A 26,533-nucleotide genomic window follows, 5' to 3' on the forward strand; every position below is an offset into this window, starting at 1 on the left:
GTACGCGGGGCTACGCCATCCGGTCAAACCAGGGGGCATCGCGAGACACTGTCCACAGGCTGGGGACAACAACTTGAACCCTACCGGCCGCGCTGACTACCGTGGCTGAACTTCGATTCGTTCCCATCATCCCTACCCGTCCGCGAACCACACGTTCGTGGGACCTGTGAGAGAGCGTGCCCTGTGGCTGACGTACCTGCCGATCTTGCCGCAGTGTGGCCACGAGTACTGGAGCAACTCCTCGGGGAGGGCCGCGGTCAGGGTGTGGAGGCGAGGGACGAGCACTGGATCAGACGCTGCCAGCCCCTCGCGCTGGTCGCGGACACCGCCCTGCTCGCGGTACCGAACGAATTCGCGAAAGGCGTGCTGGAGGGCCGCCTCGCCCCGGTCGTCAGCGAGACCCTGAGCCGGGAGTGCGGCCGCCCGATCCGCATCGCCATCACCGTCGATGACTCCGTCGGCGAACCGCCCGGCCAGCCGGCCGCCGCCGCGCAGCCGCCGTCCCGCTACGAGGAGCCCGAGCTTCCCCCGGGGCAGCACGAGGGCTACGGCCGCCACCGCGCCGACCAGCGGCAGGGCAACGAGCAGGGCTCCCGCGGGGACCAGCTCCCCACCGCCCGGCCGGCCTACCCGTCCGAGTACCAGCGTCCCGAGCCGGGCGCCTGGCCGCGGCCGGCCCAGGACGAGTACGGCTGGCAGCAGCAGCGGCTCGGTTTCCCCGAGCGCGACCCCTACGCGTCGCCGTCGCAGGACTCCTACGGCCCGCCCGGGCGCGACACCTACGGGCAGTCCGGACCGTCCGGGCAGGACACGTACGGCTCCGCACGTGACTCGTACACCTCGCCGCAGGACCCCTACGGGAGCGGTCAGGACACCTACGGCTCCGGGCAGGAGTCGTACGGCTCCTCCCCCTCGGACTACCGCCCACAGGCGATGGAGCGGTCCGGGTACGAGCAGAAGCGCTCCGACTACGGGCCGGCGCGGGTCGAGTACGACCAGCGCGATCCCACCCGCCGTGATCTGCCCGAGCAGCCGTCCGGCTCCGGCCAGGCGCAGCGCGGCGGCCCGTCGGGCGCGCAGCCCGGCACGGCCGGTGGCCAGGGGGAACCGACCGCGCGGCTCAACCCGAAGTACCTCTTCGACACGTTCGTCATCGGCGCCTCCAACCGCTTCGCGCACGCGGCCGCGGTCGCCGTCGCGGAGGCGCCCGCCAAGGCGTACAACCCGCTGTTCATCTACGGCGAGTCGGGGCTCGGCAAGACGCACCTGCTGCACGCCATCGGCCACTACGCCCGCAGCCTCTACCCGGGCACACGCGTGCGCTATGTGAGCTCCGAGGAGTTCACCAACGAGTTCATCAACTCCATCCGCGACGGCAAGGGCGACAGCTTTCGCAAGCGCTACCGCGAGATGGACATCCTGCTCGTCGACGACATCCAGTTCCTCGCGGACAAGGAGTCGACGCAGGAGGAGTTCTTCCACACCTTCAACACGCTCCACAACGCGAACAAGCAGATCGTGCTGTCCTCCGACCGGCCTCCGAAACAGCTGGTCACGCTGGAGGACCGGCTGCGCAACCGGTTCGAGTGGGGTCTGATCACCGACGTCCAGCCGCCGGAGCTGGAGACGCGCATCGCGATCCTGCGCAAGAAGGCGGTCCAGGAACAGCTGAACGCCCCGCCGGAGGTACTGGAGTTCATCGCGTCCCGGATCTCGCGCAACATCCGCGAGCTGGAGGGCGCGCTGATCCGGGTGACGGCGTTCGCCTCGCTCAACCGGCAGCCGGTGGACCTCGGGCTGACCGAGATCGTGCTCAAGGACCTGATCCCGGGCGGCGAGGACTCCGCGCCGGAGATCACGGCACCGGCCATCATGGCTGCGACCGCCGACTACTTCGGGCTCACCGTCGAGGACCTGTGCGGGACCTCCCGCGGCCGGGCCCTGGTGACGGCACGCCAGATCGCCATGTACCTGTGCCGCGAGCTGACGGACCTGTCGCTGCCGAAGATCGGCGCGCAGTTCGGCGGCCGTGACCACACGACCGTGATGCACGCCGACCGCAAGATCCGCGCGCTGATGGCGGAGCGGCGCTCCATCTACAACCAGGTCACGGAACTGACCAACCGCATCAAGAACGGCTGACGGCGGGTACGGCCGGCTGGGCCGGACCGCAGGCGTACGACGCCCAGGGGCGTCCTCGGAGACATCCGGGGGCGCCCTTCGCGCTGTCCGGCCCCGTCGTCTCCGCCCTCCCCGGCCATCCCGCTCGTCGTTACGCGGACATCCCCTGTTCGATTACCGGCCGGGTTACGGCCTCCCTCCACAGATTTGGTGACTTTCTTCCGTCCACATCCTGGGGACTGCGAAGTTGTCCCGAACGGCATCCACAGGGAGCCCGGGGAGACGGTGTTCGCCCAGCTCAAGTGCCTGTGGAATCGTGGACGAAGGATCTCCACAGACTGTGGACGAAGCCGGGATCCACAGGCTGTGCACGAAGTTGTCCACGGGGCTGCCCACAGATCGGGGCCGGTTGTCCCCAGTGATCCCCGGCTTCTCCACATGACTGTCCACTGTTCGGCAACGCGACGCCCCGGATCACCACGTCGAGTGAAAGCCGTCACACCAAGCTGCCGGGTTGGGGTGTGGGAAACGTGGGTAATTCTGGGGACACAGCTGGGGAGAACTGCCCTCAACCTGTGGGCGCTGTGTGCAGAACTTTCTGTTCTCCACAGAAACCCCGAGTTGTCCACTGCCTCCACCCACAGGACCGGTGGACAAAATTCCTGCTCTGAGCTGGGAAAACGTGGTTATCCACGGTATCCACAGGCCCTACTACTACTCCCAACCAGAGAGAGAGTGGAATCCGTTTCGAAGTGGGTCCTGTGCACAACTTGCCGTTTCGAGCCCGGCTGCCCCACGGCACGACTTGACCCCGACCGGCACCTGCTGTCAGTGCGGTGCGTCAGACTGGTCCCCGGTGTCCTTCCCGGCGCAGTGGGCTGTGACACCGGGTCGTAGGGCTCAGTAGCAACAGCAGGAGGCGGCTTACGGTGAAGATCCGGGTGGAACGCGACGTACTCGCGGAGGCAGTGGCCTGGGCGGCTCGCAGCCTTCCGGCTCGTCCGCCGGCGCCTGTCCTCGCCGGCCTGCTGCTGAAGGCCGAGGACGGCCAGCTGAGCCTGTCGAGCTTCGACTACGAGGTGTCCGCACGGGTCTCCGTCGACGCGGAGGTCGAGGAGGACGGCACGGTCCTGGTCTCCGGCCGCCTGCTCGCCGACATCTGCCGCGCGCTCCCCAACCGCCCGGTGGAGATCTCCACAGACGGTGTACGTGCGACGGTGGTCTGTGGATCCTCCCGGTTCACCCTGCACACCCTGCCGGTGGAGGAGTACCCGTCCCTGCCGCAGATGCCGAACGCGACCGGCACGGTCCCCGGCGAGGTCTTCGCCTCCGCCGTGCAGCAGGTCGCCATCGCCGCGGGCCGCGACGACACACTGCCCGTGCTGACCGGTGTGCGCATCGAGATCGAGGGCGACACGGTCACCCTGGCCTCCACCGACCGCTACCGCTTCGCGGTCCGCGAGTTCCTGTGGAAGCCGGAGAACCCGGACGCCTCCGCGGTCGCGCTGGTGCCCGCCAAGACGCTCCTGGACACCGCCAAGGCGCTCACCAGCGGCGACAGCGTGATCCTCGCGCTGTCCGGCTCGGGCGCGGGCGAGGGCCTGATCGGTTTCGAGGGCGCAGGGCGGCGGACGACCACCCGCCTGCTGGAGGGCGACCTCCCGAAGTACCGGACGCTGTTCCCGACCGAGTTCAACAGCATCGCCGTGATCGAGACCGCCCCCTTCGTGGAGGCCGTCAAGCGTGTGGCGCTGGTGGCCGAGCGGAACACCCCGGTACGGCTCAGCTTCGAGCAGGGCGTGCTCATCCTGGAGGCAGGCTCCAGCGACGACGCACAGGCTGTGGAAAGGGTCGACGCCCAGCTGGACGGCGACGACATCTCGATCGCCTTCAACCCGACCTTCCTGCTCGACGGTCTGAGCGCGATCGACTCCCCGGTCGCCCAGCTGTCGTTCACGACGTCCACGAAGCCCGCGCTGCTCAGCGGCAAGCCGGCGCTGGACGCAGAGGCGGACGAGGCCTACAAGTACCTGATCATGCCGGTGCGGCTCAGCGGTTGACGCGGGTGTGGGCATGCGGATGAGCGCGTATGCCCACAGATGTGCGTGAGCGTCCGGGTTTAGGCTCGGACACAGGTACGAAAGTGCCTTCCACCTCACGCAGAAACCTAAGGAACACAACTGATGGAGCTCGGTCTCGTCGGCCTCGGCAAGATGGGCGGCAACATGCGCGAGCGGATCCGCCGCGCAGGCCACACCGTCATCGGGTACGACCGCAACGCGGACCTCGCGGACGTCCACAGCCTCGAAGAACTTGTGGACAAGCTCCCCACGCCGCGCGTGGTCTGGGTGATGGTCCCGGCCGGCGATCCCACCCAGGCCACCGTCGACCGGCTCGCCGAGCTCCTGGAGCCCGGCGACGTCGTCGTGGACGGCGGCAACTCCCGCTGGACGGACGACGAGAAGCACGCCGAGCAGTTGGCCGCCAAGGGCATCGGCTTCGTGGACTGCGGCGTCTCCGGTGGTGTCTGGGGCCTGGAGAACGGGTACGCGCTGATGTACGGCGGCGCCGTGGACGACATCGCCAAGGTGCGGCCGTTCTTCGACGCGCTCAAGCCCGAGGGTGACTTCGGCGCGGTGCACGCGGGCAAGGTGGGCGCGGGCCACTTCGCGAAGATGGTCCACAACGGCATCGAGTACGCGATGATGCAGGCCTATGCCGAGGGCTGGGAGCTCCTGGAGAAGGCCGACTCCGTCACCGACGTCCGCGAGGTCTTCCGCTCCTGGCAGGAAGGCACGGTCATCCGTTCCTGGCTGCTCGACCTGGCGGTGAACGCCCTCGACGAGGACGAGCACCTGGAGCGCCTGAAGGGCTACGCACAGGACTCCGGCGAGGGCCGGTGGACCGTGGAGGCCGCCATAGACCACGCGGTGCCGCTCCCGGCGATCACCGCCTCGTTGTTCGCGCGGTTCTCCTCCCGGCAGGAGGACTCGCCGCAGATGAAGATGATCGCCGCGCTGCGCAACCAGTTCGGCGGCCACGCCGTAGAGACGAAGTAATCCACAGGGTCGCCCCGCGATCCACAACCCCGGGGGAGGTCGGTGCACGACCATGCACGTCACGCATCTGTCGCTGGCCGACTTCCGCTCCTACGCCCGGGTCGAGGTCCCGCTCGACCCGGGCGTCACCGCCTTCGTCGGTCCCAACGGCCAGGGCAAGACGAACCTGGTCGAGGCCGTCGGCTACCTCGCCACCCTCGGCAGCCACCGTGTCGCCTCCGACGCCCCCCTGGTCCGTATGGGCGCCGACCGCGCGATCGTCCGGGCGCGGGTCAGACAGGGCGAGCGTGAGCAGCTGGTCGAGCTGGAGCTCAACCCCGGCAAGGCAAACCGCGCCCGCGTCAACCGGTCCTCCCAGGTGCGGCCGCGCGACGTGCTGGGGATCGTACGGACCGTACTGTTCGCCCCCGAGGACCTGGCCCTGGTCAAGGGCGATCCCGGTGAGCGCCGCCGCTTGCTGGACGAGCTGATCACCGCGCGCTCCCCGCGCATGGCGGGCGTGCGCTCCGACTACGAGCGCGTCCTCAAACAGCGCAACACCCTCCTGAAGACGGCCGCGCTGGCCCGGCGGCACGGCGGCCGCTCCCTCGACCTGTCGACCCTGGACGTGTGGGACCAGCACCTCGCGCGCGTGGGTGCCGAACTGCTCGCCCAGCGCCTCGACCTGATCGCCGCGATCCAGCCGCTGGCCGACAAGGCCTACGAGCAACTCGCCCCCGGCGGCGGCCCCGTCGCCCTGGAGTACAAGCCGTCCGCGCCCGGCGAGGCCCATACGCGCGAGGATCTCTACGCGCAGCTGACGCAGGCCCTGGCCGACGCCCGCAAGCAGGAGATCGAGCGGGGCGTGACCCTGGTCGGCCCCCACCGCGACGACCTCGTGCTGAAACTCGGCCAGCTGCCGGCCAAGGGGTACGCCTCGCACGGCGAGTCCTGGTCCTACGCGCTGGCGCTGCGCCTGGCGTCGTACGACCTGCTGCGCGCGGAGGGCAACGAGCCGGTGCTGATCCTCGACGACGTGTTCGCCGAGCTGGACGCCCGCCGGCGCGAACGGCTGGCCGAGCTCGTCGCGCCCGGCGAGCAGGTGCTGGTGACCGCCGCGGTCGACGACGACGTGCCGGCGGCCCTGGCCGGGGCGCGATACACGGTGTCCGGCGGGACGGTGGAGCGCGTATGAGCACCGAAGGACCCACACCCGGAGGCCACGGCGGGACACCCGGGAGGAACCCCGAGCCCTCCGGTGTGGACCTCGCGCGCGTGGCGCTGCGCGCCGCACGGGAGCAGGCACGCGCGCGGGGGGCCGCGGCCGAGCAGAAGAAGCAGGCGAGACGGGGCGGCCTGCGCTCCGGCGCGCGCGCCGACGGCCGCGATCCCATGGCGCTGGGCGCCGCGATCAACCGGCTGATCAACGAGCGCGGCTGGGAGGCGCCGGCCGCGGTGGGCGGGGTCATGGGCCGCTGGCCGCAGATCGTCGGCGAGGACCTGGCCAAGCACTGTGTGCCGCAGCGGTACGACGAGGACGAGCGCGTGCTGGTCGTGAGCTGCGACTCCACGGCGTGGGCGACACAGCTGCGGCTGCTCGCCCCGGCACTGGTGGCCCGGCTCAACGAGGACCTCGGCCAGGGCACGGTGCGGCTGATCAAGGTTCTCGGCCCGGGCGGTCCGGCCCGCCGCTACGGCTCCTTGCGGGCCCCGGGAAGCACCGGCCCCGGCGACACCTACGGGTGACGTGCGTCACGCATGTCACACGCGCCTCACAGCCTCGCGCGGACGTCCGGTGACGGGCCCCGCGTCGCGGATCCCGTCCGAGGTCTCGCCGTACCGCCATAGTGCCGTCGCCGTACTACCGCACAAGGTTACGAATCCGGACATGACCGCCGAGTAGCCAAGGGTTGACAGTCGGAAGCGCTGAGTGCCTCTGTGAGCCTCTTGGAGCCCCCATCCGTATATCGGGACCCGGTCGGGACCGGTTCAGGGCGGCACGTGGGGACTCAGGTACCGGCAAACCCCCATCACTGTCGGCGCTACCGGTAGACTGGAAGCCAATCCCGCCCCAGTTACCGGGGACCTCCGGGACTGGCTGAGCAACGCTGATCAAGGCTTACCAACGCAACATGCCGCAGCCGCTCCGGCAACCCGCCGACGAGCCCGGCTCGTGCTGTGCCAGAAAGGGCGCTTCGTGGCCGATTCCGGCAACCCCAACGAGAACAACCCGTCCACCGAGTCGGGCGCGAACAACGAGGTCACCTCCTCGTACGACGCCAGCGCCATCACCGTCCTCGAAGGACTGGACGCGGTCCGCAAGCGGCCCGGTATGTACATCGGCTCCACCGGCGAGCGCGGTCTGCACCACCTTGTGTACGAGGTCGTGGACAACTCCGTCGACGAGGCGCTGGCCGGCCACGCGGACACCATCGACGTGACGATCCTGGCCGACGGCGGTGTGCGTGTCGTCGACAACGGCCGTGGCATCCCGGTGGGCATCGTGCCCTCCGAGGGGAAGCCGGCCCTTGAGGTCGTGCTGACCGTGCTGCACGCGGGCGGCAAGTTCGGCGGCGGCGGCTACGCGGTCTCCGGCGGTCTGCACGGCGTCGGCGTCTCGGTCGTGAACGCCCTGTCCAGCAGGGTGTCGGTGGAGGTCAGGACCGACGGCCACCGCTGGACGCAGGACTACAAGCTGGGCGTCCCGACAGCGCCGCTGGTTCAGCACGAGGCGATGAGCGAGACCGGTACGTCGGTGACGTTCTGGGCCGACGCGGACATCTTCGAGACGACCGAGTACTCCTTCGAGACGCTGTCGCGGCGTTTCCAGGAGATGGCGTTCCTCAACAAGGGTCTGACCATCAAGCTCACCGACGAGCGTGAGTCGGCGAAGGCGACCTCCGGGGCGGACGAGGCGGGTGCCGACGAGAAGGCCGAGGTCAAGACCGTCACTTACCACTACGAAGGCGGCATCGTCGACTTCGTGAAGTACCTGAACTCCCGCAAGGGAGACGCGGTGCACCCGACCGTGATCGACCTCGAGGCCGAGGACCGGGACAAGAGCCTGTCCCTCGAGGTCGCGATGCAGTGGAACAGCGGCTACAGCGAGGGCGTGTACTCGTTCGCCAACATCATCCACACCCACGAGGGCGGCACCCACGAGGAGGGCTTCCGTGCGGCCCTCACCAGCCTGATCAACAAGTACGCGCGTGACAAGAAGCTGCTGCGCGAGAAGGACGAGAACCTCACGGGTGACGACATCCGCGAGGGCCTGACGGCGATCATCTCGGTCAAGCTGAGCGAGCCGCAGTTCGAGGGCCAGACCAAGACCAAGCTGGGAAACACGGAGGCCAAGACCTTCGTGCAGAAGGCGGTCTACGAGCACCTCAACGACTGGCTGGACCGCAACCCGGTCGAGGCCGCGGACATCGTCCGCAAGGGCATCCAGGCGGCCACCGCGCGGGTGGCGGCCCGCAAGGCCCGTGACCTCACCCGCCGCAAGGGCCTGCTGGAGAGCGCGTCCCTGCCGGGCAAGCTGTCGGACTGCCAGTCCAACGACCCCACCAAGTGCGAGATCTTCATCGTCGAGGGTGACTCCGCCGGCGGCTCGGCCAAGTCCGGCCGCAACCCGCAGTACCAGGCGATCCTTCCGATCCGCGGCAAGATCCTCAACGTCGAGAAGGCCAGGATCGACAAGATCCTGCAGAACCAGGAGATCCAGGCGCTGATCTCGGCCTTCGGCACCGGCGTGCACGAGGACTTCGACATCGAGAAGCTCCGCTATCACAAGATCATCCTGATGGCGGACGCCGACGTCGACGGCCAGCACATCAACACCCTGCTGCTGACCTTCCTGTTCCGCTTCATGCGGCCGCTGGTCGAGGCCGGCCACGTCTTCCTGTCCCGCCCCCCGCTCTACAAGATCAAGTGGGGCCGGGACGACTTCGAGTACGCGTACTCGGACCGTGAGCGCGACGCCCTGCTCGACCTCGGCCGTCAGCGCGGCAAGCGCATCAAGGAAGACTCGATCCAGCGCTTCAAGGGCCTCGGCGAGATGAACGCCGAGGAGCTTCGGGTGACCACGATGGACCAGGAGCACCGTGTCCTCGGCCAGGTCACCCTGGATGACGCCGCTCAGGCCGACGATCTGTTCTCGGTCCTGATGGGCGAGGACGTCGAAGCCCGCCGCGCGTTCATCCAGCGCAACGCCAAGGACGTCCGCTTCCTCGACATCTGAGTCGGTCTCAGCTGACCGCACCAGGAAGGATCCTCACCAGCAATGGCCGACGAGAACACTCCCGTCACCCCTGAAGCGAGCGACGTCGCGACTCAGCGCGTCGAGCCCGTCGGGCTCGAAACGGAGATGCAGCGCTCGTACCTCGACTACGCGATGTCCGTCATCGTGTCCCGGGCGCTGCCCGACGTCCGTGACGGTCTCAAGCCCGTCCACCGGCGCGTGCTCTACGCGATGTACGACGGCGGCTACCGCCCCGAGCGCGGCTTCTACAAGTGCGCCCGTGTGGTGGGCGACGTCATGGGCAACTACCACCCGCACGGCGACTCCTCCATCTACGACGCGCTGGTCCGGCTCGCGCAGCCGTGGGCGATGCGCATGCCGCTCGTCGACTCCAACGGCAACTTCGGCTCCCCGGGCAACGACCCGGCGGCCGCCATGCGCTACACCGAGTGCAAGATGGCGCCGCTGTCGATGGAGATGGTCCGCGACATCGACGAGGAGACCGTCGACTTCACGGACAACTACGACGGCCGCTCCCAGGAGCCGACCGTCCTGCCGTCCCGCTTCCCGAACCTGCTGATCAACGGCTCGGCCGGCATCGCGGTCGGCATGGCGACCAACATCCCGCCGCACAACCTGCGCGAGGTCGCGTCCGGCGCCCAGTGGTACCTGGAGAACCCCGAGGCCTCCCACGAGGAGCTCCTCGACGCGCTCATCGAGCGCATCAAGGGCCCCGACTTCCCGACCGGCGCGCTGGTGGTGGGCCGCAAGGGCATCGAGGAGGCCTACCGCACCGGCCGCGGCTCGATCACCATGCGCGCGGTGGTCGAGGTCGAGGAGATCCAGAACCGTCAGTGCCTGGTGGTCACGGAGCTGCCCTACCAGGTGAACCCCGACAACCTGGCGCAGAAGATCGCCGACCTGGTGAAGGACGGCAAGGTCGGCGGGATCGCCGACGTCCGCGACGAGACCTCGTCCCGTACGGGCCAGCGCCTGGTGATCGTCCTGAAGCGGGACGCGGTCGCCAAGGTCGTGCTGAACAACCTCTACAAGCACACCGACCTCCAGACGAACTTCGGCGCCAACATGCTGGCGCTGGTCGACGGCGTGCCGCGCACGCTCTCGCTCGACGCGTTCATCCGGCACTGGGTGACGCACCAGATCGAGGTCATCGTCCGCCGTACGCGCTTCAGGCTGCGCAAGGCGGAGGAGCGGGCGCACATCCTGCGAGGCCTGCTGAAGGCCCTGGACGCCATCGACGAGGTCATCGCGCTGATCCGGCGCAGCGACACCGTCGACATCGCGCGCGAGGGCCTGATGGGCCTGCTGGAGATCGACGAGATCCAGGCGAACGCCATCCTGGAGATGCAGCTTCGCCGGCTGGCCGCGCTGGAGCGCCAGAAGATCGTCCAAGAGCACGACGAGCTCCAGGCGAAGATCACCGAGTACAACGCGATCCTCGCCTCCCCGGTTCGCCAGCGGGGCATCGTCAGCGAGGAACTGGCCGCGATCGTCGAGAAGTTCGGCGACGACCGCAAGACCATGCTGGTGCCCTACGACGGTGACATGTCCATCGAGGACCTGATCGCCGAGGAGGACATCGTCGTCACCGTCTCCCGCGGCGGCTACGTCAAGCGGACCAAGACGGACGACTACCGGGCGCAGAAGCGCGGCGGCAAGGGGGTGCGGGGCACGAAGCTGAAGGAGGACGACATCGTCGACCACTTCTTCGTCTCCACCACGCACCACTGGCTGCTGTTCTTCACCAACAAGGGCAGGGTCTACCGGGCGAAGGCGTACGAGCTGCCGGACGCCGGCCGGGACGCGCGTGGGCAGCATGTCGCGAACCTGCTGGCCTTCCAGCCGGACGAGGCGATCGCCGAGATCCTCGCGATCCGGGACTACGACGCGGCGCCGTACCTGGTCCTCGCCACCAAGGCGGGCCTGGTCAAGAAGACCTCGCTCAAGGACTACGACTCCCCGCGCTCGGGCGGTGTCATCGCCATCAACCTGCGTGAGCGGGAGGACGGAAGCGACGACGAACTGATCGGGGCCGAGCTCGTCTCGGCCGACGACGATCTTCTGCTGATCAGCAAGAAGGCGCAGTCGATCAGGTTCACCGCCTCGGACGAATCGATGCGGCCCATGGGCCGTGCCACCTCGGGCGTCAAGGGCATGAGTTTCCGCGAGGGCGACGAACTGCTCTCGATGAATGTTGTTCGACCCGGTACGTTCGTGTTCACTGCAACGGACGGCGGGTACGCGAAGCGGACCGCCGTCGACGAGTACCGCGTCCAGGGCCGCGGTGGCCTGGGCATCAAGGCCGCCAAGATCGTGGAGGACCGCGGCTCGCTCGTCGGCGCGCTGGTGGTCGAGGAGACCGACGAGATCCTCGCCATCACGCTGTCCGGCGGTGTGATTCGCACGCGAGTCAACGAGGTCAGGGAGACGGGCCGTGACACCATGGGCGTCCAACTGATCAACCTGGGCAAGCGCGATGCCGTGGTCGGTATCGCTCGTAACGCCGAGGCGGGACGCGAGGCGGAGGAAGTCGACGGCGACGTGGCCGTGGACGAGACCGCCGAGGATGCCGCGACCACCGGCACGGACGAGGGCGAGGCGCCCTCGGCCGAGTAGCACGAGGAGAGAGTCATCGTGAGCGGAGCCACGGGCGCCGGTTCGGTCGGTACCTCGACCGGAACCCCTGCCGATCAGCAGAAGAACGGCGGCGGCCGTGGCTCCGCCGCGCACGCGGCGGCCCCGGCGGATCCGCACACGACCAATCTCAAGCCGATCAGGCCCTCCGCGACCGATGCGCACGCGGACACGCATGGATCCCAGGGGGGAACTGTGACGGACACCCGAGGCCCGCAGACCCAGCCCGCCGCGACCGAGACGCAGGACGGCTCGCCGCTGCCCGACGGACGCCAGCAGCAGCCGGCCGGGCCCTACCACCCGCCGCAGGCCTACCCGGCCCAGGCCCAGACCGGCGCCGTACGCCGCCCGCGCACCGGTGTGCGCACCACGCCCCGCACCCGCAAGGCACGGTTGCGCGTGGCGAAGGCCGACCCGTGGTCGGTGATGAAGGTCAGCTTCCTGCTCTCCATCGCGCTGGGCATCTGCACGATCGTCGCGTCCGCCGTGCTCTGGATGGTCATGAACGCGATGGGTGTGTTCTCCACCGTCGGCGGCACCATCTCGGAGGCGACCGGTTCGAACGAGGCGAACGGCTTTGATCTCCAGGCCTTCCTGTCCCTGCCGCACGTGCTGATGTTCGCGACGGTCATCGCGGTCATCGACGTCGTCCTCGCGACGGCCCTGGCCACCCTGGGCGCGTTCATCTACAACCTCTCCGCGGGATTCGTCGGCGGCATCGAGCTGACGCTCGCCGAGGACGAGTGACCACCAACCGATTTTGGGACTGCCCCCGTCGTGCGCTAATCTTCAGGAGTCAGCGCGCGGGACACACACCGCACAGCGCGGCGGGGCTATAGCTCAGTTGGTTAGAGCGCATCCCTGATAAGGATGAGGCCACAGGTTCAAATCCTGTTAGCCCCACCATTGCGAAGACCCCTTGGCCAGAAGGCCGGGGGTCTTCGGCGTTGTGAGCGCGGGGTCATGGCAGCCCAGGACAGCAAAAAAGGCCCGACCGCTGGCGACGGGGGATGCACCAGCGATCGGGCTGTGGCCAACAGTAACAAGGCCGGTTGTCCGGTGGGGGCCGACTCGTCCGCCACGATAAGCAGTTGTGATCGGGATCACGCGGGTGCGGTCCCGGCCCGGCCGACCCGGTCAGTTGTCGCACGGGGGATCGTAGGAGAGCCGGGGCAGGTACTCACGCCACTTCTGCGGGGTCAGGACACCCCGGGTGACCGAGCAGATGTGGCTGATCGCCGGGCCGACGTCCAACCTCCACAGCCGGACGGTGTCGGCGCCGCTCGACACCCCGAGCATCTCGCTGTTCGGGCTGAACGACAGGAAGTTGCCCGTTCTCGCGATGGGACTCATCGACTGGCCGATGGGCGAGGCGTCGGCGGGGTTCGCCATGTTCCACAGCCGCACCGTGTCGTCGTCGCCGCCGCTCGCCAGGGTGCTGCCGTCCCGGCTGAACGTCAGCGACACGACCGCCTCGGTGTGCCCGGTGAGCGTGGGGCCCGACCGGGTCGCCGCATTCGGGTCGGTGATGTTCCACAGCCGCACCGTGCCGTCGTCACTGCCGCTCGCCAGGGTGTGGCTGTCGGGGCTGTAGGCGAGCGCGTTGACCGGCGCCAGGTGTGCCTTGAGAGGTCTGCCGAGCGGATGCGGGTGGTGCGGGTCGACGACATCCCACAGGCGGACGGTGGTGTCGGCACTGCCGCTGGCCAGGGTGCGGCCGTCGGGGCTGTAGGCGAGGGTGTCGAGATAGCCCGTGTGCCCGGTGAGCGGAGCGCCGAGCGGGACCGGGTGCGCCGGGTCGGTGGCGTTCCACAGCTGAATGGACCGGTCGTCGTACGCGGTCGCCAGAACACGTCCGTCCGGGCTGAACGCCAACGCCTCACCCCCGCCGAACCGTGTCCGCAGGGTGAGTGGACGGCCGTAGACGACGGGCCGGGCCGGGTCGGCGACGTTCCACAGCTGCACCGTGCTGCCGCCGCTCACCACCGCGAGCGTGCGGCCGTCGGGCGAGAACACCAGTGAGTACACCTCGCCGTCGGCGGGCGTGAAGGGGTGGCTCAGCAGGACGGGCCGCTCGGGATCCGCCACCTTCCACAGTCGTATTCGCCCGTCGCGCGCGGCGGTGGCCAGCACCTGCCCGTCCTTGCGGAACGCCCCTATCCGACCGATCATGTCCGACGTCGGCAGCGCCCACAGGCGCACCTTGTTGTCCCCGCTGCCGGTGGCGAGGGTCCGCCCGTCGGGGCTGAAGCCCACGGCGTACATTTCGCCGCTGCCGCCCGCGAGAGGCTCGCCGACCTGCGACGGGTACGCCGGATTCCGGACGTTCCACAGGCTCGCCGTGCTGTCCGCGCTGCCGGCCGCGAGCCTGGTGCCGTCCGGGCTGAAGGCGACCGACCAGACGCGGCCGGTGTGCCCGGTGAGCGGTGCGCCGAGCCGGCGCGCCCGGTGCGGGTCGGCGACGTTCCACAGCCGGATGGTGTCGTCGGCGCTGCCGCTGGCGAGGGTGCGCCCGTCAGGGCTGAAGGCCACCGAGTGCACCGTGTCGGTGTGACCGGTGAGCGGGCTGCCGTCCGGGACCGGCCGGTGGGGATCCGCCACGTTCCACAGCCGGATCGCGTGGTCGTCGCCGCCGGCCGCCAGGGTGTGTCCGTCTGGACTGAACGCCACCGAGCGCACGGCCGCGGCCGAGCCGGCCAGAGTGGCGAGCGCGCTCGGCCGGGCCGGGTTCCGCACGTCCCACAGGCGCACGGCGTGATCCTCGTTGGCGGAGGCGAGGGTGTGCCCGTCCGGGGAGAAGGCGAGCAGGTAGATGGTGCCTCCGTGACCCGCCAGGGGCGCGCCGAGGGACTTCGGGTGCCCGGGATCGGAGACGTCCCAGAGCCGAATGGTGCCGTCGTCGGAGGCACTGGCGAGGGTACGGCCGTCAGGGCTGAAGATCGCCGTGCTCACCCAGCTGGTGTGGCCGGTCAGGGGCCTGCCCAGAGGTTTGGGCCGGGTCGGGTCGGTCACGTTCCACAGGCGGACGGTGCGGTCGTAGCTGGCGGTGGCCAGCACTCGGCCGTCCGGGCTGAACGTGGTGAGGTAGACGGCACCGGTGTGCCCGGTCAGGCCGGTGGCCAGCGGCGCGTTGACGATCGAGATCAGCCGGTTGTTCGTGCCCGCGTCGTCGGGCCGCAGCCGGTGCGCCACCAGATCGAGCTGGGCGGACAGCGACGGGTCGGTGTACTGGACCCGGTCGGCCTCCGCCACCACCTGCTGGAACACGGCGTCGTCCCGCTGCTGGCGGGCGATCAGCGCCGCGCCACCGGCCAGGACGGCCAGCACGACCAGGGCCGACACCGCGGTCCTGCTGACCCAGACCAGACGCCTGCGCAGCCGGACCGAAGCCGCGAGGAACTCCACCGCGCTCCTGGTCAGCGAGGTGTCACCGGCGGACTTCGCCCAGGCGTGAGCCTGCTCCAGGCGCGAGCCCCGGTAGAGCAGTGAGGCGTCGCGGCGGGACTCCTCCCAGGCCCGCCCGTCCTCCTCCAACCGCTGGCGCTGGAGGTTGCCGCCCCGGTCCTCGTCGATCCAGTCGCGCAGCCGGGGCCAGGCGTGCAGCAGGGCCTCGTGGGTGATCTCGACGGTCTCGGCATCGAGGGTCACCAGCCGGGCGCGCACCAGCGCCTCCAGGGACTCCTCCGTCTTGCCGGGGTCGGTCGACTCCCGCGCGAGCTGGCGGCGGGTCCCGCGCCGACGGGTGGCCTGGGTGTCCTCGCCCAGCCGGACCAGCCGGAGCAGCAGCAGCCTGGCCGCCGTGCGCGCGGCCGGGTCGAGGCCGGACCAGGCTTGTTCGGCGGTCGCCGCCACCGCCCCCTGGATTCCGCCCGCCGCCCGGTAGCCGGCCACGGTCAGCCGGCCCGCCTTCCTTCGCTGCCAGGTGGCGAGCAGGGCGTGGGACAGCAGAGGAAGCACGCCCGCGTCGTGTGCGCCTCGTGGGCCGTCGGCGCTCACCTCGCGGACGATCAGTTCGGCCAAGCCCGGTTCCAGCTCCACGCCGACGGCTCTGGCCGGGCCGGTGACGGCCTCGCGCAGCTCCGCGGTGGTGAGCGGGCCGAGCACCATGTGCCGGTGCTGGAGCGCGTCGGCCAGTTCGGGATGGCGCAGGCACTGGTCGTAGAAGTCGGCGCGAATGCCGAGGACCATGAGTACGGGCGCCTCTTCGCCCGGCCCGGCGGGGGTGCAGGCGGCGTGCAGGAGCTGGACGAAGGTGTGCCTGACGGGCTCGTCGGGGCAGAGGGTGAACGTCTCTTCGAACTGGTCCACGATGACGACGGGGCGGGCGGCATGTGATGCCTCCCGGCGCGCCCACGCCATGACGGCCTCACGCGCCGCGTGGGTGAACTCCGCAGTGCCGGGCTCCTCGTTCGAGGAGAGGACCGGTGCGAGGTCCGGTATGTGACGGGTCAGCTCGGCCAGTGGATCCGAGCCGGGGACGAACTGTACGACGTCGTGTGCCGGAGCCTCGTCGTCACCGGGGGCGGAACCGCTCAGCGTGGGCACCAGCCCGGCGTTCAGCAGGGACGACTTGCCGGCGCCCGAGGCGCCGACGAGCATGACCAAGCCCCCGGTCCGCTCTGCGGCACGGAGTTGGGCGACCAGGGCCTGGGTGCTCCGCTCGCGGCCGAAGAACCAGCGGGCGTCCCTCGGCCGGTACGACGCCAGCCCCCGGTATGGACACACTCCCGTCACCGCCGTGGCCTCTGCCGGGTCCTGGTCCCTTTCCTCCGAGTCCGGCGCGGGACGGTCTCCCGCCGGGTCGGCCAGCGCGCGCTCCCACAGACGCTGCCACTGGGTCACGTCGTACAGGCCCGCGGAGACGGGCATGGGCTGTGCGCGTCGCGCCTGGGGGATCAGTACATGGAGCACCGCGGCGAGGGCGGCGAACTGGGCGGGCACGTTCTTCGCCCGTCGCCAGTCGCTGATCCGCTGGGCGGACACCCGTACCGGACGCCCTCGTTCGTCGACCCGGTGAAGCCGGTCCACCGCCTCGGCCACGCGTTTGAGGGGAGGGTTCCCGGCCTCCTTGTACAACAGCGCGAGACGTTCCGCGAAGGTCGCGCGTGCCCCTGAGTCGGAACTCAAGGTATCCACCCCCAACTTCCTCCTCATCTGGCCATCCCAGCCAGCTGGCCGTCCGGACCGGAAAACCCACTTTATATCGCTGACCTGCGGCGAAGTCGGTGTCCGGACGTCGGATCCTCTGCCGCGGGGCTCTCGGCTGGCAGGATCCTGCCGCGGCGGCGCACCCATTGGACGCCGCCCCGCCGGGCCATGTACTCCGCGTTCGGAGAGACGGTTCACGGCACCGCGTGATCCGGCATCGGTCCCCACGAGGGGAGGGACCGATGCCGGACGGTGTGGCAGACGGTGTTTCACGTGAAACAGCACTGCGAAACAGCACCGTGTTGCAGTGCTGTGCTGTGCTGTAGCGCCGTGTTTCACGTGAAACATCACCAGCGCGAGGTGTCGTGTCGCGACCGGCCGCTGCCTCGCGCTCCCCTTGCCCGCCACATGAGTCCGCCCTAACCTTCTTCTGACGGATCGTCAGATTCGCAGGGCTAGCGAGAGGCGAGGCCATGGTCACCAGCGTCGGCGAAACCAGCGAGCTGCCGAAGGTCATCAGCGTGGACGATCACGTGATCGAGCCGGCGCACCTCTTCGAGACGTGGCTTCCGGTGAAGTACCGGGACAGGGGCCCGAAGCCGTTCACCGCGGGCATCGGCGAGCTCAAGTACATCGGTGGGAAGTACCGGTTCACCACCGACCCGGACGGACAGCTCACCGACTGGTGGGAGTACGAGGGCGGGCTCTTCCCGTACAAACGCATCATCGCGGCCGTCGGCTTCTCCCGGGACGAGATGACACTCGACGGCATCACCCGTGAGCAGATGCGCCGCGGCTGCTGGGATCCCAAGGCCCGCCTGGAGGACATGGATCTCAACCACGTCGAGGCCTCCCTCTGCTTCCCGACCTTCCCGCGCTTCTGCGGACAGACCTTCGCGGAGGCCGAGGACAAGGATGTCGCCCTCGCGTGTGTGCGCGCCTACAACGACTGGATGGTCGAGGAGTGGTGCGGTGACAGCGGCGGCCGGCTCATTCCGCTCTGCCTGATTCCGCTGTGGGACATCCAGCTGGCCGTCGCCGAGATCCGCCGCAACGCGGCCCGTGGCGTGCGCGCCGTGACCTTCAGCGAGATTCCGACCTATCTGGGGCTTCCGTCGATCCACAGCGGCTACTGGGACCCGTTCTTCGCGGTGTGCGAGGAGACCGGGACCGTGGTCAACATGCACATCGGGTCGTCGTCGCAGATGCCGGCCGCGTCCCCCGACGCGCCGCCCGCCGTCCAGGCCGCGCTGAGCTTCAACAACGCCATGGCGTCGATGATGGACTTCCTGTTCTCCGGCGTCCTGGTGAAGTTCCCGCGGCTGAAGCTGGCGTACAGCGAGGGACAGATGGGGTGGATCCCGTACGCCTTGGAGCGCGCCGACGACGTGTGGCGGGAGCACCGGGCCTGGGGCGGGGTGAAGGGCCTGATCCCGGAACCGCCGTCGACGTACTACTACCGGCAGATTTTCTGCTGCTTCTTCCGTGACAAGCACGGCATCGAGGCGATCAAGACCGTCGGTGTGGACAACGCGACCTTCGAGACCGACTATCCGCACGTCGACTCGACCTGGCCGGACACGAAGAAGGTGGCCCAGGAGCATGTGGGCGGTCTGCCCGCCGACATCGCCTACAAGCTGTTGCGGGGAAACGCGATCCGGATGCTGGAACTGCCCTTCGCATAAGCGCGAAACGGGAGGGAACGTGATGCGGACCCCCGGCCCGTGAGGGCCGGGGGTTCTACGGTTCGGTACGCAAACTCGCCGTCGCATCGTTCGTGTGTATCGCGGTCAGGTCTGTCAGCAGGTGAGAGGCGCTGTGGTCACGTCCGGGGCGATTGCCTCGGTGGCGTCGTCGAGGGGGCGCTGGCGGCAACTGGGGGCCTTGCCGTGGGCCTCGGCTCCGATGCGCTGCTTCATCGTGGGGGGCAGTGCTCTCACATGGGACCAGGACCAGAACCAGTGGGACAACGGTGTCAGGTCTTGCGCCGGCGGTCGTGCGCTGGAGTTGCGCTGTGCCTCGGGCTGAGGTACCGCCGCGGCGGGCGTCGCCGTGACGAGTCCGAGCGCCGTGCACAGCGCGAGGAAGGCGGTGACGATGGCCGTCCACAGCTTCATGACCTTGTTCTGGTCCATGGCCCCTATCACTTTCGGGTCGGGCGATTTGCGTACTTTCCTCATGATGTGTATGGGGGCTGCGAAGTGGTGGACCGACGCCCGTGGCGCGTCGATGTTCTGATGAACACCACTCGGATGGACGTAAGAGGATCTTTTCTCTCCCTGACCGCCCGTGGACGCGCGTTCACCCTCCGCCCCGAGGGCCCCGGACCTCGCCTACCGAGCTGTCGCAGGCGGGAGTTGGGGTCCGACGCAGGTCACTGATCGATATCGGTCGGTGTGTATAGTCGGGCGCCAGAGGTCCCCTACGTCAAGGAAAGACGAGGTCGCGCGGTGAAGAAGCTTCTCCTGGTCGCACTGGCCGCCATCGGCGGGCTCCTCGTGTACCGCCAGATCCAGGCGGATCGCGCCGAGCAGGATCTGTGGACGGAGGCGACTGACTCCGTGCCCACGGGTTCGTGAGTCCCGACACCGGAATCTGAGCAGACCCCGACCGCCCACGCGGTCGGGGTTTTGTGTTGCCGGGAGCGACGGGTTTCGGACAGTCGTCCGGAATTCGTGGATGCGCCGACGAGGGCGCGGCAGGATGGCCGGGACGGGGAATGACCGGGCGCGACCAGAAGTGACTGGTCGTGGCCGGGTATGACGGGTGTACGACGACGGGGGGCGCGTAATGGCGCGGCGTACGGCGCGATGGTGGGCCGGGGAGCACCGGGGCCGCCGCCCGCGCGCCGCTGTCATACGGGTCGCCCTCGTGAGCGCGGTGCTGGGCGCGGAGACCCTGCTGCCGGCGGGGGGCGCGTGGGCCACCGAGGCGACCGGCGGCGACGCCTACGCCTACGCCGAGGGCGCCCGGACCGTCACCGGAGCCCCGAGCACCACCGACGCCCCGGCGCTGGAGCCGGGTGCGACCTACCGCAGCTCCATCACCAAGGGCGCCGAGCTGTCGTACCGCGTCGAACTCGACGCCACGACGAACGCCTACGTCCCCGTCACCGTCGTACCCCCCGCGAACGCCACGGTGTCCGCCACCGACGGCATCAGTGTGTCGCTGCAGGATGCGGACGGAACCCCCTGCTCCTATGCTTCGGCCCGCTTCGGCGGCGGACTGAGCCCCCGCCCCGTCACGGCACTGGGCACACGTGAGGCGGGCAGGACGGTCTGCGAGGACGCGGGCACCTACTACCTGATCGTGAAACGGCAGGACGCCACCGGGGCCGGGCGTAGCGCCGCTCCCGAGCCGGGCTCCTGGGGCCTGGAGATCGCCCCCGTCACGGAGCCCCGCCTCACGGAGTCCGGCCCCACGACGGCGCCCGGCGCCTGGAACTCCGCCTCCCCCGAAGCCGTCACCGGCGAAGCCCGGCGGCGCGACGGCGGGGCGGGCTTCGCCACGGCACGGGCACTCGGCGAAGGGGTGTGGCAGACCCGCGTCGAACCCGGCCAGACCCTCTTCTACAAGGTGCCCGTCGACTGGGGTCAGCAACTGCACGCCACCGCCGAACTGGGGAGCACGAGCAGCGCGGGCGGCTACACCAGCGGTGCCCTCGACCTGTCGCTCCACAACCCCGTCCGCGGCCCCGTCGAAGACGTGGCCCGCGGCTACACCGGCAGCCAGACGTCGGCCGCCCTGGGCCCTCTGCCCCCCGTCGAGTACCGCAACCGCTACGCCATTCCCGAGGCCGTTCGCGCCACGCGCTTCGCCGGCTCCTACTACCTGGTCGTACATCTCGCCGGGCAGACGGCCGACACGTTCGGCGACGGCCCCTTCGGGCTGACCCTGCGCGTACGGATCAGCGGCACCCCGCACACCGGGCCCGGTTACACCGCCGGTGCCGACGGGCAGCGAGGGATCTTCGAGGTCACGCCGTGGGACCGGGAGGTGGCGGTGACCGGCGGGGCCGGGGCCGGGGGCGGGAAACGGGCGATGAAGGCGGTCGCGGCCGCAGGGATCGGCACGGGTACGGCGCTGCTGCTCCTGCTCGCGGTGTGGACGGTGATCGTCCGGCGGCGGGACCGGGCTCAGCTACGGGCCAGCGCCCAGAACCCCACGGCGTAGCAGGCCAGCGCCAGCAGCAGGACCGGGACCACGGCCTTCACCGGGGGACCGGCACGGCGGAGGCGACGCCGCGAGCGGCGCGACGGCACGGGCACCGGGAGAGGCGGATCCTGCGCGGTGTACGAGGCGGTGGGCACCGTCGGATGCCACGTCGGGTAGGGCTGCTGCGGCTGGTACCCCTGCGGGGTGTGCGTCGCCGGCTGCTCCTGCGGCCGGGGCACGAGCGGCGGGGGCAGAGGGAAACTTCCGGTGTCCGACACGGACGGGGTGCGCGGGGCGGATCCCCCGGGCGAGCCGGTTGCCTCCCGAGGGTCGGGCCGAGCCGGTACGGCGGTGCCGGCACCGGTGCCGGTCCGCGCCGCGCCCGTCCGAGCCGTTCCGGTCTGCGCTGTTCCTGTCCGTGGTGTTCCGGGCCTCGCCGTCGTACCCGTGTCTTCACCCGACTCCCGGACCGCTTCCGAAGCCTGTCGTTCGGAACCTTCGGGATCCGCGGGGCGGTCGGGACCCGCGGGTCCGAAACCCGTTGGAAGAGAACCGAGTTGGTCGAATATCTCGACCAGCTCGTCGTCGGTGCCCGGATCGGGCAGCAGCTCACGGGCCGAGGCGAGTGCCTTGCGGGCTCCCGTCGCCGTGCGGAACCGAGCCCGTGGATCCGGCTGGATCAGCATGGCGACAACCTGCCACAACGGCTCCGGGATCCCCTTGGGCGCACCCGGCGTGCCGTACTCGGCGAAGTGCTGGACGAGTGCCTTCACGTCGGGTTTGGCGCCCTCCAGCAGATACAGCGCGACCAGCCCGACGGCGAACAGGTCGGCGGGGAAGTCCGGTTCCGAGCCCATCAGTTGCTCGGGTGCGAGATATCCCGGCGTCCCCACCACGAGGTTGGTCTCCGTCAGACGCGGTTCGCCCAGCCGCATCGCTATACCGAAGTCCGACAGGCGCAGTCGGGGGCAGCCGGTCCCGGTGGCTTCCAGCAGGATGTTGGCCGGTTTGATGTCACGGTGCACGACCCCCTCCCCGTGCACCGCGGCGAGCCCGGACAACAACTGGTCGAGCAGGGTGCAGACGAGCGCCGGCGGCAACGGGCCGTAGTCATTGACCAGATGGACCAGGGAGCCACCGGCGACCAGGTCCATGGTGAACAGGACCTGGTCGTCGTCGGCGGCCCAGCTGGCCGGTGCGAGCACATGCGGGTGGTCGATCCGCAGGGCCTGCTCGCGTACGAACCGCAGGAGCGAGTGGGCGTCCCGTTGTTGCAGCACCTTGGCGGCCACATAACGTCGACGGCGGTGGTCCCAGGCACGCCAGACGGCACCCACCCCGCCACGTCCGATCGGATCGACCAGCTCGTACCGGCCGGCGAAGACCTCACCCATGGCTGCGCGTCACTCCTCCCCCTGCTCCCCCCGTTTTCCCCCCGTCCCCCCCGTGCTTCCTCCGTGCCCCGGTCCGCCGGACCCCCTTCCGGCGGACCGGACCGCGGTCTCAGCTCTGGTGGGACTGGTAGTGCGTCACCGCGTCGGACGTGCGGCCCGCGCCGTAGACCCGGAGGAACTCTGCCAGCTCCGGGTGGCTCGGGGCGAGAGTGTCGGCGGCCTCGATGATGTCTCCCGCGGCGGCGACCGACCGCAGCAGCGACTGGATCTCACGGACCACCCGCTTGACCGTGGGCGCGCCCGAACTGCTCGTGGTCTGTGTGGTGTTGCTGAGCACGGAGCCCCCCTGGGACTTCTTGATCTCGTCCATCCGGTCCGTGGCCTCCGCAGCGCTGACACTGCCGTCCGCGACCTGCGCCGCGAGATCCTGAAGCAACTGCACTCGTTGGACCACCGCGGGATTGCCGATCTTCGCCCGCTGCCCGCTCATCAACTGGGACAGCATCGGCGCGGACAGGCCCAGTACCGCCGCGAGACGGGCCTGGTTGAGCCCGAGATCCTCGATGAGCTTACGGAAGAGCGCCCCCAACGGCTCCCCGTACCAGTTCCGCTGCAGCTCCCGCGCTCTCGCGGTTGCTTCCTGCTGTGCGGCGTCCATTGCGTCTCCCCATCGCTTCCCCAAAACGCGGTTCGCGGTAGCGAACCACGCCGAGCATCTTACGGAGAGTGGTCGTCCACGGGGACCCCCAAGTTTTTTGCGAGATACGGGGGGTGACCCGGTACTCTGGTCTGCGACGCCTTCCGGAGGGGGATACCTCCGACGGCCGTCACTTTTTCGCGGGGCCTTAGCTCAGTTGGTAGAGCGCTGTCTTTGCATGGCAGATGTCAGGGGTTCGACTCCCCTAGGCTCCACCCCGTACACCCCCTCTGAACTGCGGATACGCGGTTCGAGGGGGTGTTTTTGCATCAAAAAACCCTCCTGGCCCGCGGAAACGCGGGCCAGGAGGGGGTGTGCTGCGGTTGGTTCCACGTGAAACAGCGCCGTGAGGCGTTGGACGTCAGTGGCGGTCCTGGTCGTCCTTCGCGGCGCGCTCCTCGGCTTCCTTGACCTGTACCTCGGGATCGAGGCTGCCGTCCACCGATGACAGACGACCCGACTCGGGTACCTCCGTCGCCAGGGGCGGCTCGACCAGCCAGTCGGGGTTGGCCTGCTTGTCCCACCACTTCCATGCGACGAACGCACCGCCCGCCAGCGCACCCACGACGGCCAGCGCTCTGGCGACACGGCCCGCCTTCGCCCGCCGGGCGTGCTTGCGAGCCAGCTTCTGGATTTCCCTCGGAGTGACCTGGCCGCGCAGCGCGGCCAGTGCGGCGACGCTGCGCGAGGTCGCCTCGTCCCGCATCGGGCCCGCGGCCGCTACGGCCTGCTCGATCCTCGGACGTGAATAGTCGGCGGCCTGCCGGGCAGCCTTGCGGGTAAGGGTGGCGGCGTCATGCGCGGCCTGGTCGACCTTCGGCGGTACATGCGCGAGCGCCTGCTCCAGCGCCTGTTCCAGCCGGGGGGCGAGATGGGCGTCGTACTGGACGCGGGCCTGTTCGGCGGCCTGCGACACGACGGGCGCGAGCCGTACGCGTGCCTCCTGCGCGTAATGCGAGGCACGCTCCTTGGCCGTGTCGGCGTAGGGCGCCACCACTTCCGCGGCGTGCAGCACGCTGTCCCTCGCCGAGCCGGTCGCGGAGCGCACGCTGTCAATGCGGGTCACGGCTTCCTCCTCCTCGGTGGCGTACGGTAATTCGACTTTCCACACTTTTACGGATCATGCCTGTCAACCAACTGCGGGGCACGCGAGGAAGTGCATACGGGTGCCGTCGGCCCGGTCGAGCCCAATCGGGATTGAGTGGCGAATTCTGGGCAGGGAGCCTCTCGACGACGATGCCACGGATTGCCGCGGCGCGCGCTCCCGCCCGGACCCCGCCCAGACCCGCTCGGACATGGGATGTGCCGCTCGGACCGTGCGAGGATCGGAGGATCACAGGAGTACAAAGGAAGGCAGATCGTGGCTGAACAGCTCTACGCCACCATCAGGACGAACCACGGCGACATCGAGATCCGGCTGTTCCCCCACCACGCGCCGAAGACGGTCCGCAACTTCGTCGAGCTCGCCCAGGGCGAGCGCGAGTGGACGCACCCGGAGACCGGCGTGAAGAGCACGGACCGGCTCTACGACGGCACTGTCTTCCACCGGGTGATCGGCGACTTCATGATCCAGGGCGGCGACCCGCTCGGCACCGGCATCGGCGGCCCCGGGTACGAGTTCGAGGACGAGTTCCACCCCGACCTCAACTTCGGCAAGCCCTATCTGCTGGCCATGGCCAACGCCGGCCCCGACACCAACGGCTCCCAGTTCTTCATCACCGTAGGCCCGACCACCTGGCTGAACCGCAAGCACACCATCTTCGGCGAGGTCGCCGACCAGGCCAGCCAGAAGGTCGTGGACACGATCGCCGCGGTACCCACCACGCGTCCCAACGCCCGGCCGGTCAACGAGGTCGTCATCGAGTCGGTCCGCATCGACAAGCGCCAGAAGTGAGCCGGGCGCGCCGCATTCGCCCGGAGGGAACCAAACGCCCCGCTCGTCCGTAAGGATGAGCGGGGCCAATCATCTCCCACGGAATCACTTCCACGACTCCCACGAAGTCATCTCCCACGACGAGCGAGGGGACCTGATGGACCAGGCCGCAGGCAGCGCACGGGAGGCCCGGAGCCTGCCGGTGTGCTACCGCCACCCGGACCGTGAGACCGGTGTCCACTGTGCCCGCTGCGAGCGGCCGATCTGCCCGGAGTGCATGATCAGTGCCTCCGTGGGCTTCCAGTGCCCCGAGTGCGTCCGTGGTGCCTCCGGCTCCGGACCCGCAGCGTCCGCGGCCCGGCCGCGGACGATCGCGGGCGGCACGGTCACGACCGATCCCAGACTGGTCACCAAAGTGCTGATCGGACTGAACCTGGCCGCGTTCCTGGTGCAGCAGGCCGTCGGCGACGCCTTCGCCGACCGGTTCGAGCTGATCGGCCGGGCGTTCGTCCCACTGCTCGGCTCGGTGCAGGGCATCGCCGAGGGCCAGGAGTACCGGCTGCTGACCTCGATGTTCCTGCACGGCGGCATCATCCACATCCTGTTCAACATGCTCAGCCTGTGGTGGATCGGTGGCCCGCTGGAGGCGGCTCTCGGCCGTGCGCGCTATCTCGCGCTCTACCTGGTCTCCGGCCTCGCGGGCAGCGCGCTCACCTATCTGCTCGCCGCGCCCAACCAGCCCTCGCTGGGTGCCTCCGGAGCGATCTTCGGTCTCTTCGGGGCGACCGCCGTGCTCGTGCGACGGCTCAACTACGACATGCGGCCGATCATCGCCCTGCTGGTGATCAACCTGATCTTCACCTTCGGATGGAACGGCATCGCCTGGGAGGCGCACATCGGTGGCCTCGTCGCCGGTGTCGTGGCAGGCATCGCGATGGTCCACGCCCCGCGCCGGAACCGGGCCCTGGTCCAGTACGGCACCTGCGCCCTGCTCCTGGCCGTCGTGGTGGTCATCACACTGGTCAGAACCGCTCAGCTCAGCTGATACCGAACCGTTGTCCACAGCATGTGCCGGATCTTGTGCATAGTGTGGGCGAATAGCGGAGCCCCCTGCCGCGGGCCTGGGTTTCCCCAGGTCAGGCAGGGGGCGAACGCTTGTGCGAGCAATGGTGTGGCAGTCGTACCGGCGTCAACCTTCGATGGGTTATCCACAGA

At 69.4% G+C, this 26,533-nt stretch carries 18 protein-coding genes and 2 tRNA genes; 15 read left to right on the top strand and 5 right to left on the bottom strand.

Going from position 1 to position 26,533, the window contains the following annotated elements; genetic code table 11:
• The first annotated feature begins 183 nt into the window (after positions 1–183).
• The 9 genes from dnaA (at position 184) to ACIPK3_RS10240 (ending at position 12,957) form a co-directional block, all read left to right on the top strand.
• Complete coding sequence (gene dnaA, locus ACIPK3_RS10200) at positions 184–2,142, top strand: chromosomal replication initiator protein DnaA (protein ID WP_402568059.1); 1,959 nt, start codon at positions 184–186, stop codon at positions 2,140–2,142.
• 908 nt (positions 2,143–3,050) lie between these two features.
• A complete protein-coding gene (gene dnaN / locus ACIPK3_RS10205; protein ID WP_402568061.1) occupies positions 3,051–4,181 on the top strand; it encodes a DNA polymerase III subunit beta in 1,131 nt (376 codons plus the stop codon).
• A 123-nt stretch (positions 4,182–4,304) separates the two neighbouring features.
• Positions 4,305–5,180, top strand: a complete 876-nt coding sequence (gene gnd / locus ACIPK3_RS10210; RefSeq protein ID WP_402568063.1) for a phosphogluconate dehydrogenase (NAD(+)-dependent, decarboxylating) — start codon at positions 4,305–4,307, stop codon at positions 5,178–5,180.
• Between the two features lie 52 nt (positions 5,181–5,232).
• Positions 5,233–6,354, top strand: a complete 1,122-nt coding sequence (gene recF / locus ACIPK3_RS10215) for a DNA replication/repair protein RecF (protein ID WP_402568065.1) — start codon at positions 5,233–5,235, stop codon at positions 6,352–6,354.
• The gene (locus ACIPK3_RS10220) at positions 6,351–6,905 is read left to right on the top strand and encodes a DUF721 domain-containing protein (protein ID WP_402568066.1); all 555 of its coding nucleotides are present in this window, start codon (positions 6,351–6,353) and stop codon (positions 6,903–6,905) included. The genes recF and ACIPK3_RS10220 overlap by 4 nt, the downstream gene beginning before the upstream one ends.
• 427 nt (positions 6,906–7,332) lie before the next feature.
• Positions 7,333–9,396, top strand: coding sequence for a DNA topoisomerase (ATP-hydrolyzing) subunit B (gene gyrB, locus ACIPK3_RS10225; protein WP_402568068.1), 2,064 nt, complete (start codon positions 7,333–7,335; stop codon positions 9,394–9,396).
• Between the two features lie 42 nt (positions 9,397–9,438).
• Complete coding sequence (gene gyrA, locus ACIPK3_RS10230) at positions 9,439–12,033, top strand: DNA gyrase subunit A (RefSeq protein WP_402568070.1); 2,595 nt, start codon at positions 9,439–9,441, stop codon at positions 12,031–12,033.
• A gap of 18 nt (positions 12,034–12,051) precedes the next feature.
• The gene (locus ACIPK3_RS10235; protein ID WP_402568072.1) at positions 12,052–12,798 is read left to right on the top strand and encodes a DUF3566 domain-containing protein; all 747 of its coding nucleotides are present in this window, start codon (positions 12,052–12,054) and stop codon (positions 12,796–12,798) included.
• A gap of 82 nt (positions 12,799–12,880) precedes the next feature.
• Positions 12,881–12,957: transfer RNA gene (locus ACIPK3_RS10240), tRNA-Ile, on the top strand.
• 231 nt (positions 12,958–13,188) lie between these two features.
• Here the strand turns inward: ACIPK3_RS10240 and ACIPK3_RS10245 are convergent.
• A complete protein-coding gene (locus ACIPK3_RS10245) occupies positions 13,189–17,187 on the bottom strand; it encodes a hypothetical protein (RefSeq protein WP_402568073.1) in 3,999 nt (1,332 codons plus the stop codon).
• 485 nt (positions 17,188–17,672) lie between these two features.
• Here ACIPK3_RS10245 and ACIPK3_RS10250 point away from each other — a divergent pair, with 485 nt between their 5' ends.
• Entirely contained in the window at positions 17,673–18,884 is a 1,212-nt protein-coding gene (locus ACIPK3_RS10250) for an amidohydrolase family protein (protein WP_402568075.1), read from the top strand.
• Between the two features lie 114 nt (positions 18,885–18,998).
• Here the strand turns inward: ACIPK3_RS10250 and ACIPK3_RS10255 are convergent, their stop codons facing one another.
• A complete protein-coding gene (locus tag ACIPK3_RS10255) occupies positions 18,999–19,334 on the bottom strand; it encodes a DUF6344 domain-containing protein (protein ID WP_402568076.1) in 336 nt (111 codons plus the stop codon).
• Between the two features lie 315 nt (positions 19,335–19,649).
• Here ACIPK3_RS10255 and ACIPK3_RS10260 point away from each other — a divergent pair, with 315 nt between their 5' ends.
• Positions 19,650–19,778: a DLW-39 family protein gene (locus ACIPK3_RS10260; RefSeq protein ID WP_003999697.1), complete on the top strand. Its 129-nt coding sequence runs from the start codon at positions 19,650–19,652 to the stop codon at positions 19,776–19,778.
• Positions 19,779–19,989: 211 nt separating this feature from the next.
• The gene (locus ACIPK3_RS10265; RefSeq protein ID WP_402568078.1) at positions 19,990–21,372 is read left to right on the top strand and encodes a hypothetical protein; all 1,383 of its coding nucleotides are present in this window, start codon (positions 19,990–19,992) and stop codon (positions 21,370–21,372) included.
• Here the strand turns inward: ACIPK3_RS10265 and ACIPK3_RS10270 are convergent.
• Positions 21,336–22,748 (bottom strand): serine/threonine protein kinase, encoded by a 1,413-nt coding sequence (locus ACIPK3_RS10270; protein WP_402568080.1) that lies wholly within the window; start codon positions 22,746–22,748, stop codon positions 21,336–21,338. The two genes, ACIPK3_RS10265 and ACIPK3_RS10270, sit on opposite strands and share 37 nt — an antisense overlap.
• Positions 22,749–22,857: 109 nt before the next feature.
• The gene (locus tag ACIPK3_RS10275) at positions 22,858–23,406 is read right to left on the bottom strand and encodes a helix-turn-helix domain-containing protein (protein ID WP_402568082.1); all 549 of its coding nucleotides are present in this window, start codon (positions 23,404–23,406) and stop codon (positions 22,858–22,860) included.
• 181 nt (positions 23,407–23,587) lie between these two features.
• Between ACIPK3_RS10275 and ACIPK3_RS10280 the strand changes: the two genes are divergently transcribed.
• Positions 23,588–23,660, top strand: a tRNA-Ala gene (locus ACIPK3_RS10280).
• Between the two features lie 146 nt (positions 23,661–23,806).
• Here the strand turns inward: ACIPK3_RS10280 and ACIPK3_RS10285 are convergent.
• The gene (locus tag ACIPK3_RS10285) at positions 23,807–24,511 is read right to left on the bottom strand and encodes a DUF5324 family protein (protein ID WP_402568083.1); all 705 of its coding nucleotides are present in this window, start codon (positions 24,509–24,511) and stop codon (positions 23,807–23,809) included.
• A gap of 294 nt (positions 24,512–24,805) precedes the next feature.
• On the opposite strand from ACIPK3_RS10285, the gene ACIPK3_RS10290 reads away from it, so the two are divergent.
• A complete protein-coding gene (locus ACIPK3_RS10290; protein WP_402568084.1) occupies positions 24,806–25,339 on the top strand; it encodes a peptidylprolyl isomerase in 534 nt (177 codons plus the stop codon).
• Positions 25,340–25,475: 136 nt separating this feature from the next.
• A complete protein-coding gene (locus ACIPK3_RS10295) occupies positions 25,476–26,363 on the top strand; it encodes a rhomboid family intramembrane serine protease (protein WP_402568086.1) in 888 nt (295 codons plus the stop codon).
• Positions 26,364–26,533 lie beyond the last annotated feature (170 nt).

Origin of the sequence: Streptomyces sp. NPDC086787 (assembly GCF_044745865.1) — a bacterium.
GTDB lineage: Bacteria > Actinomycetota > Actinomycetes > Streptomycetales > Streptomycetaceae > Streptomyces.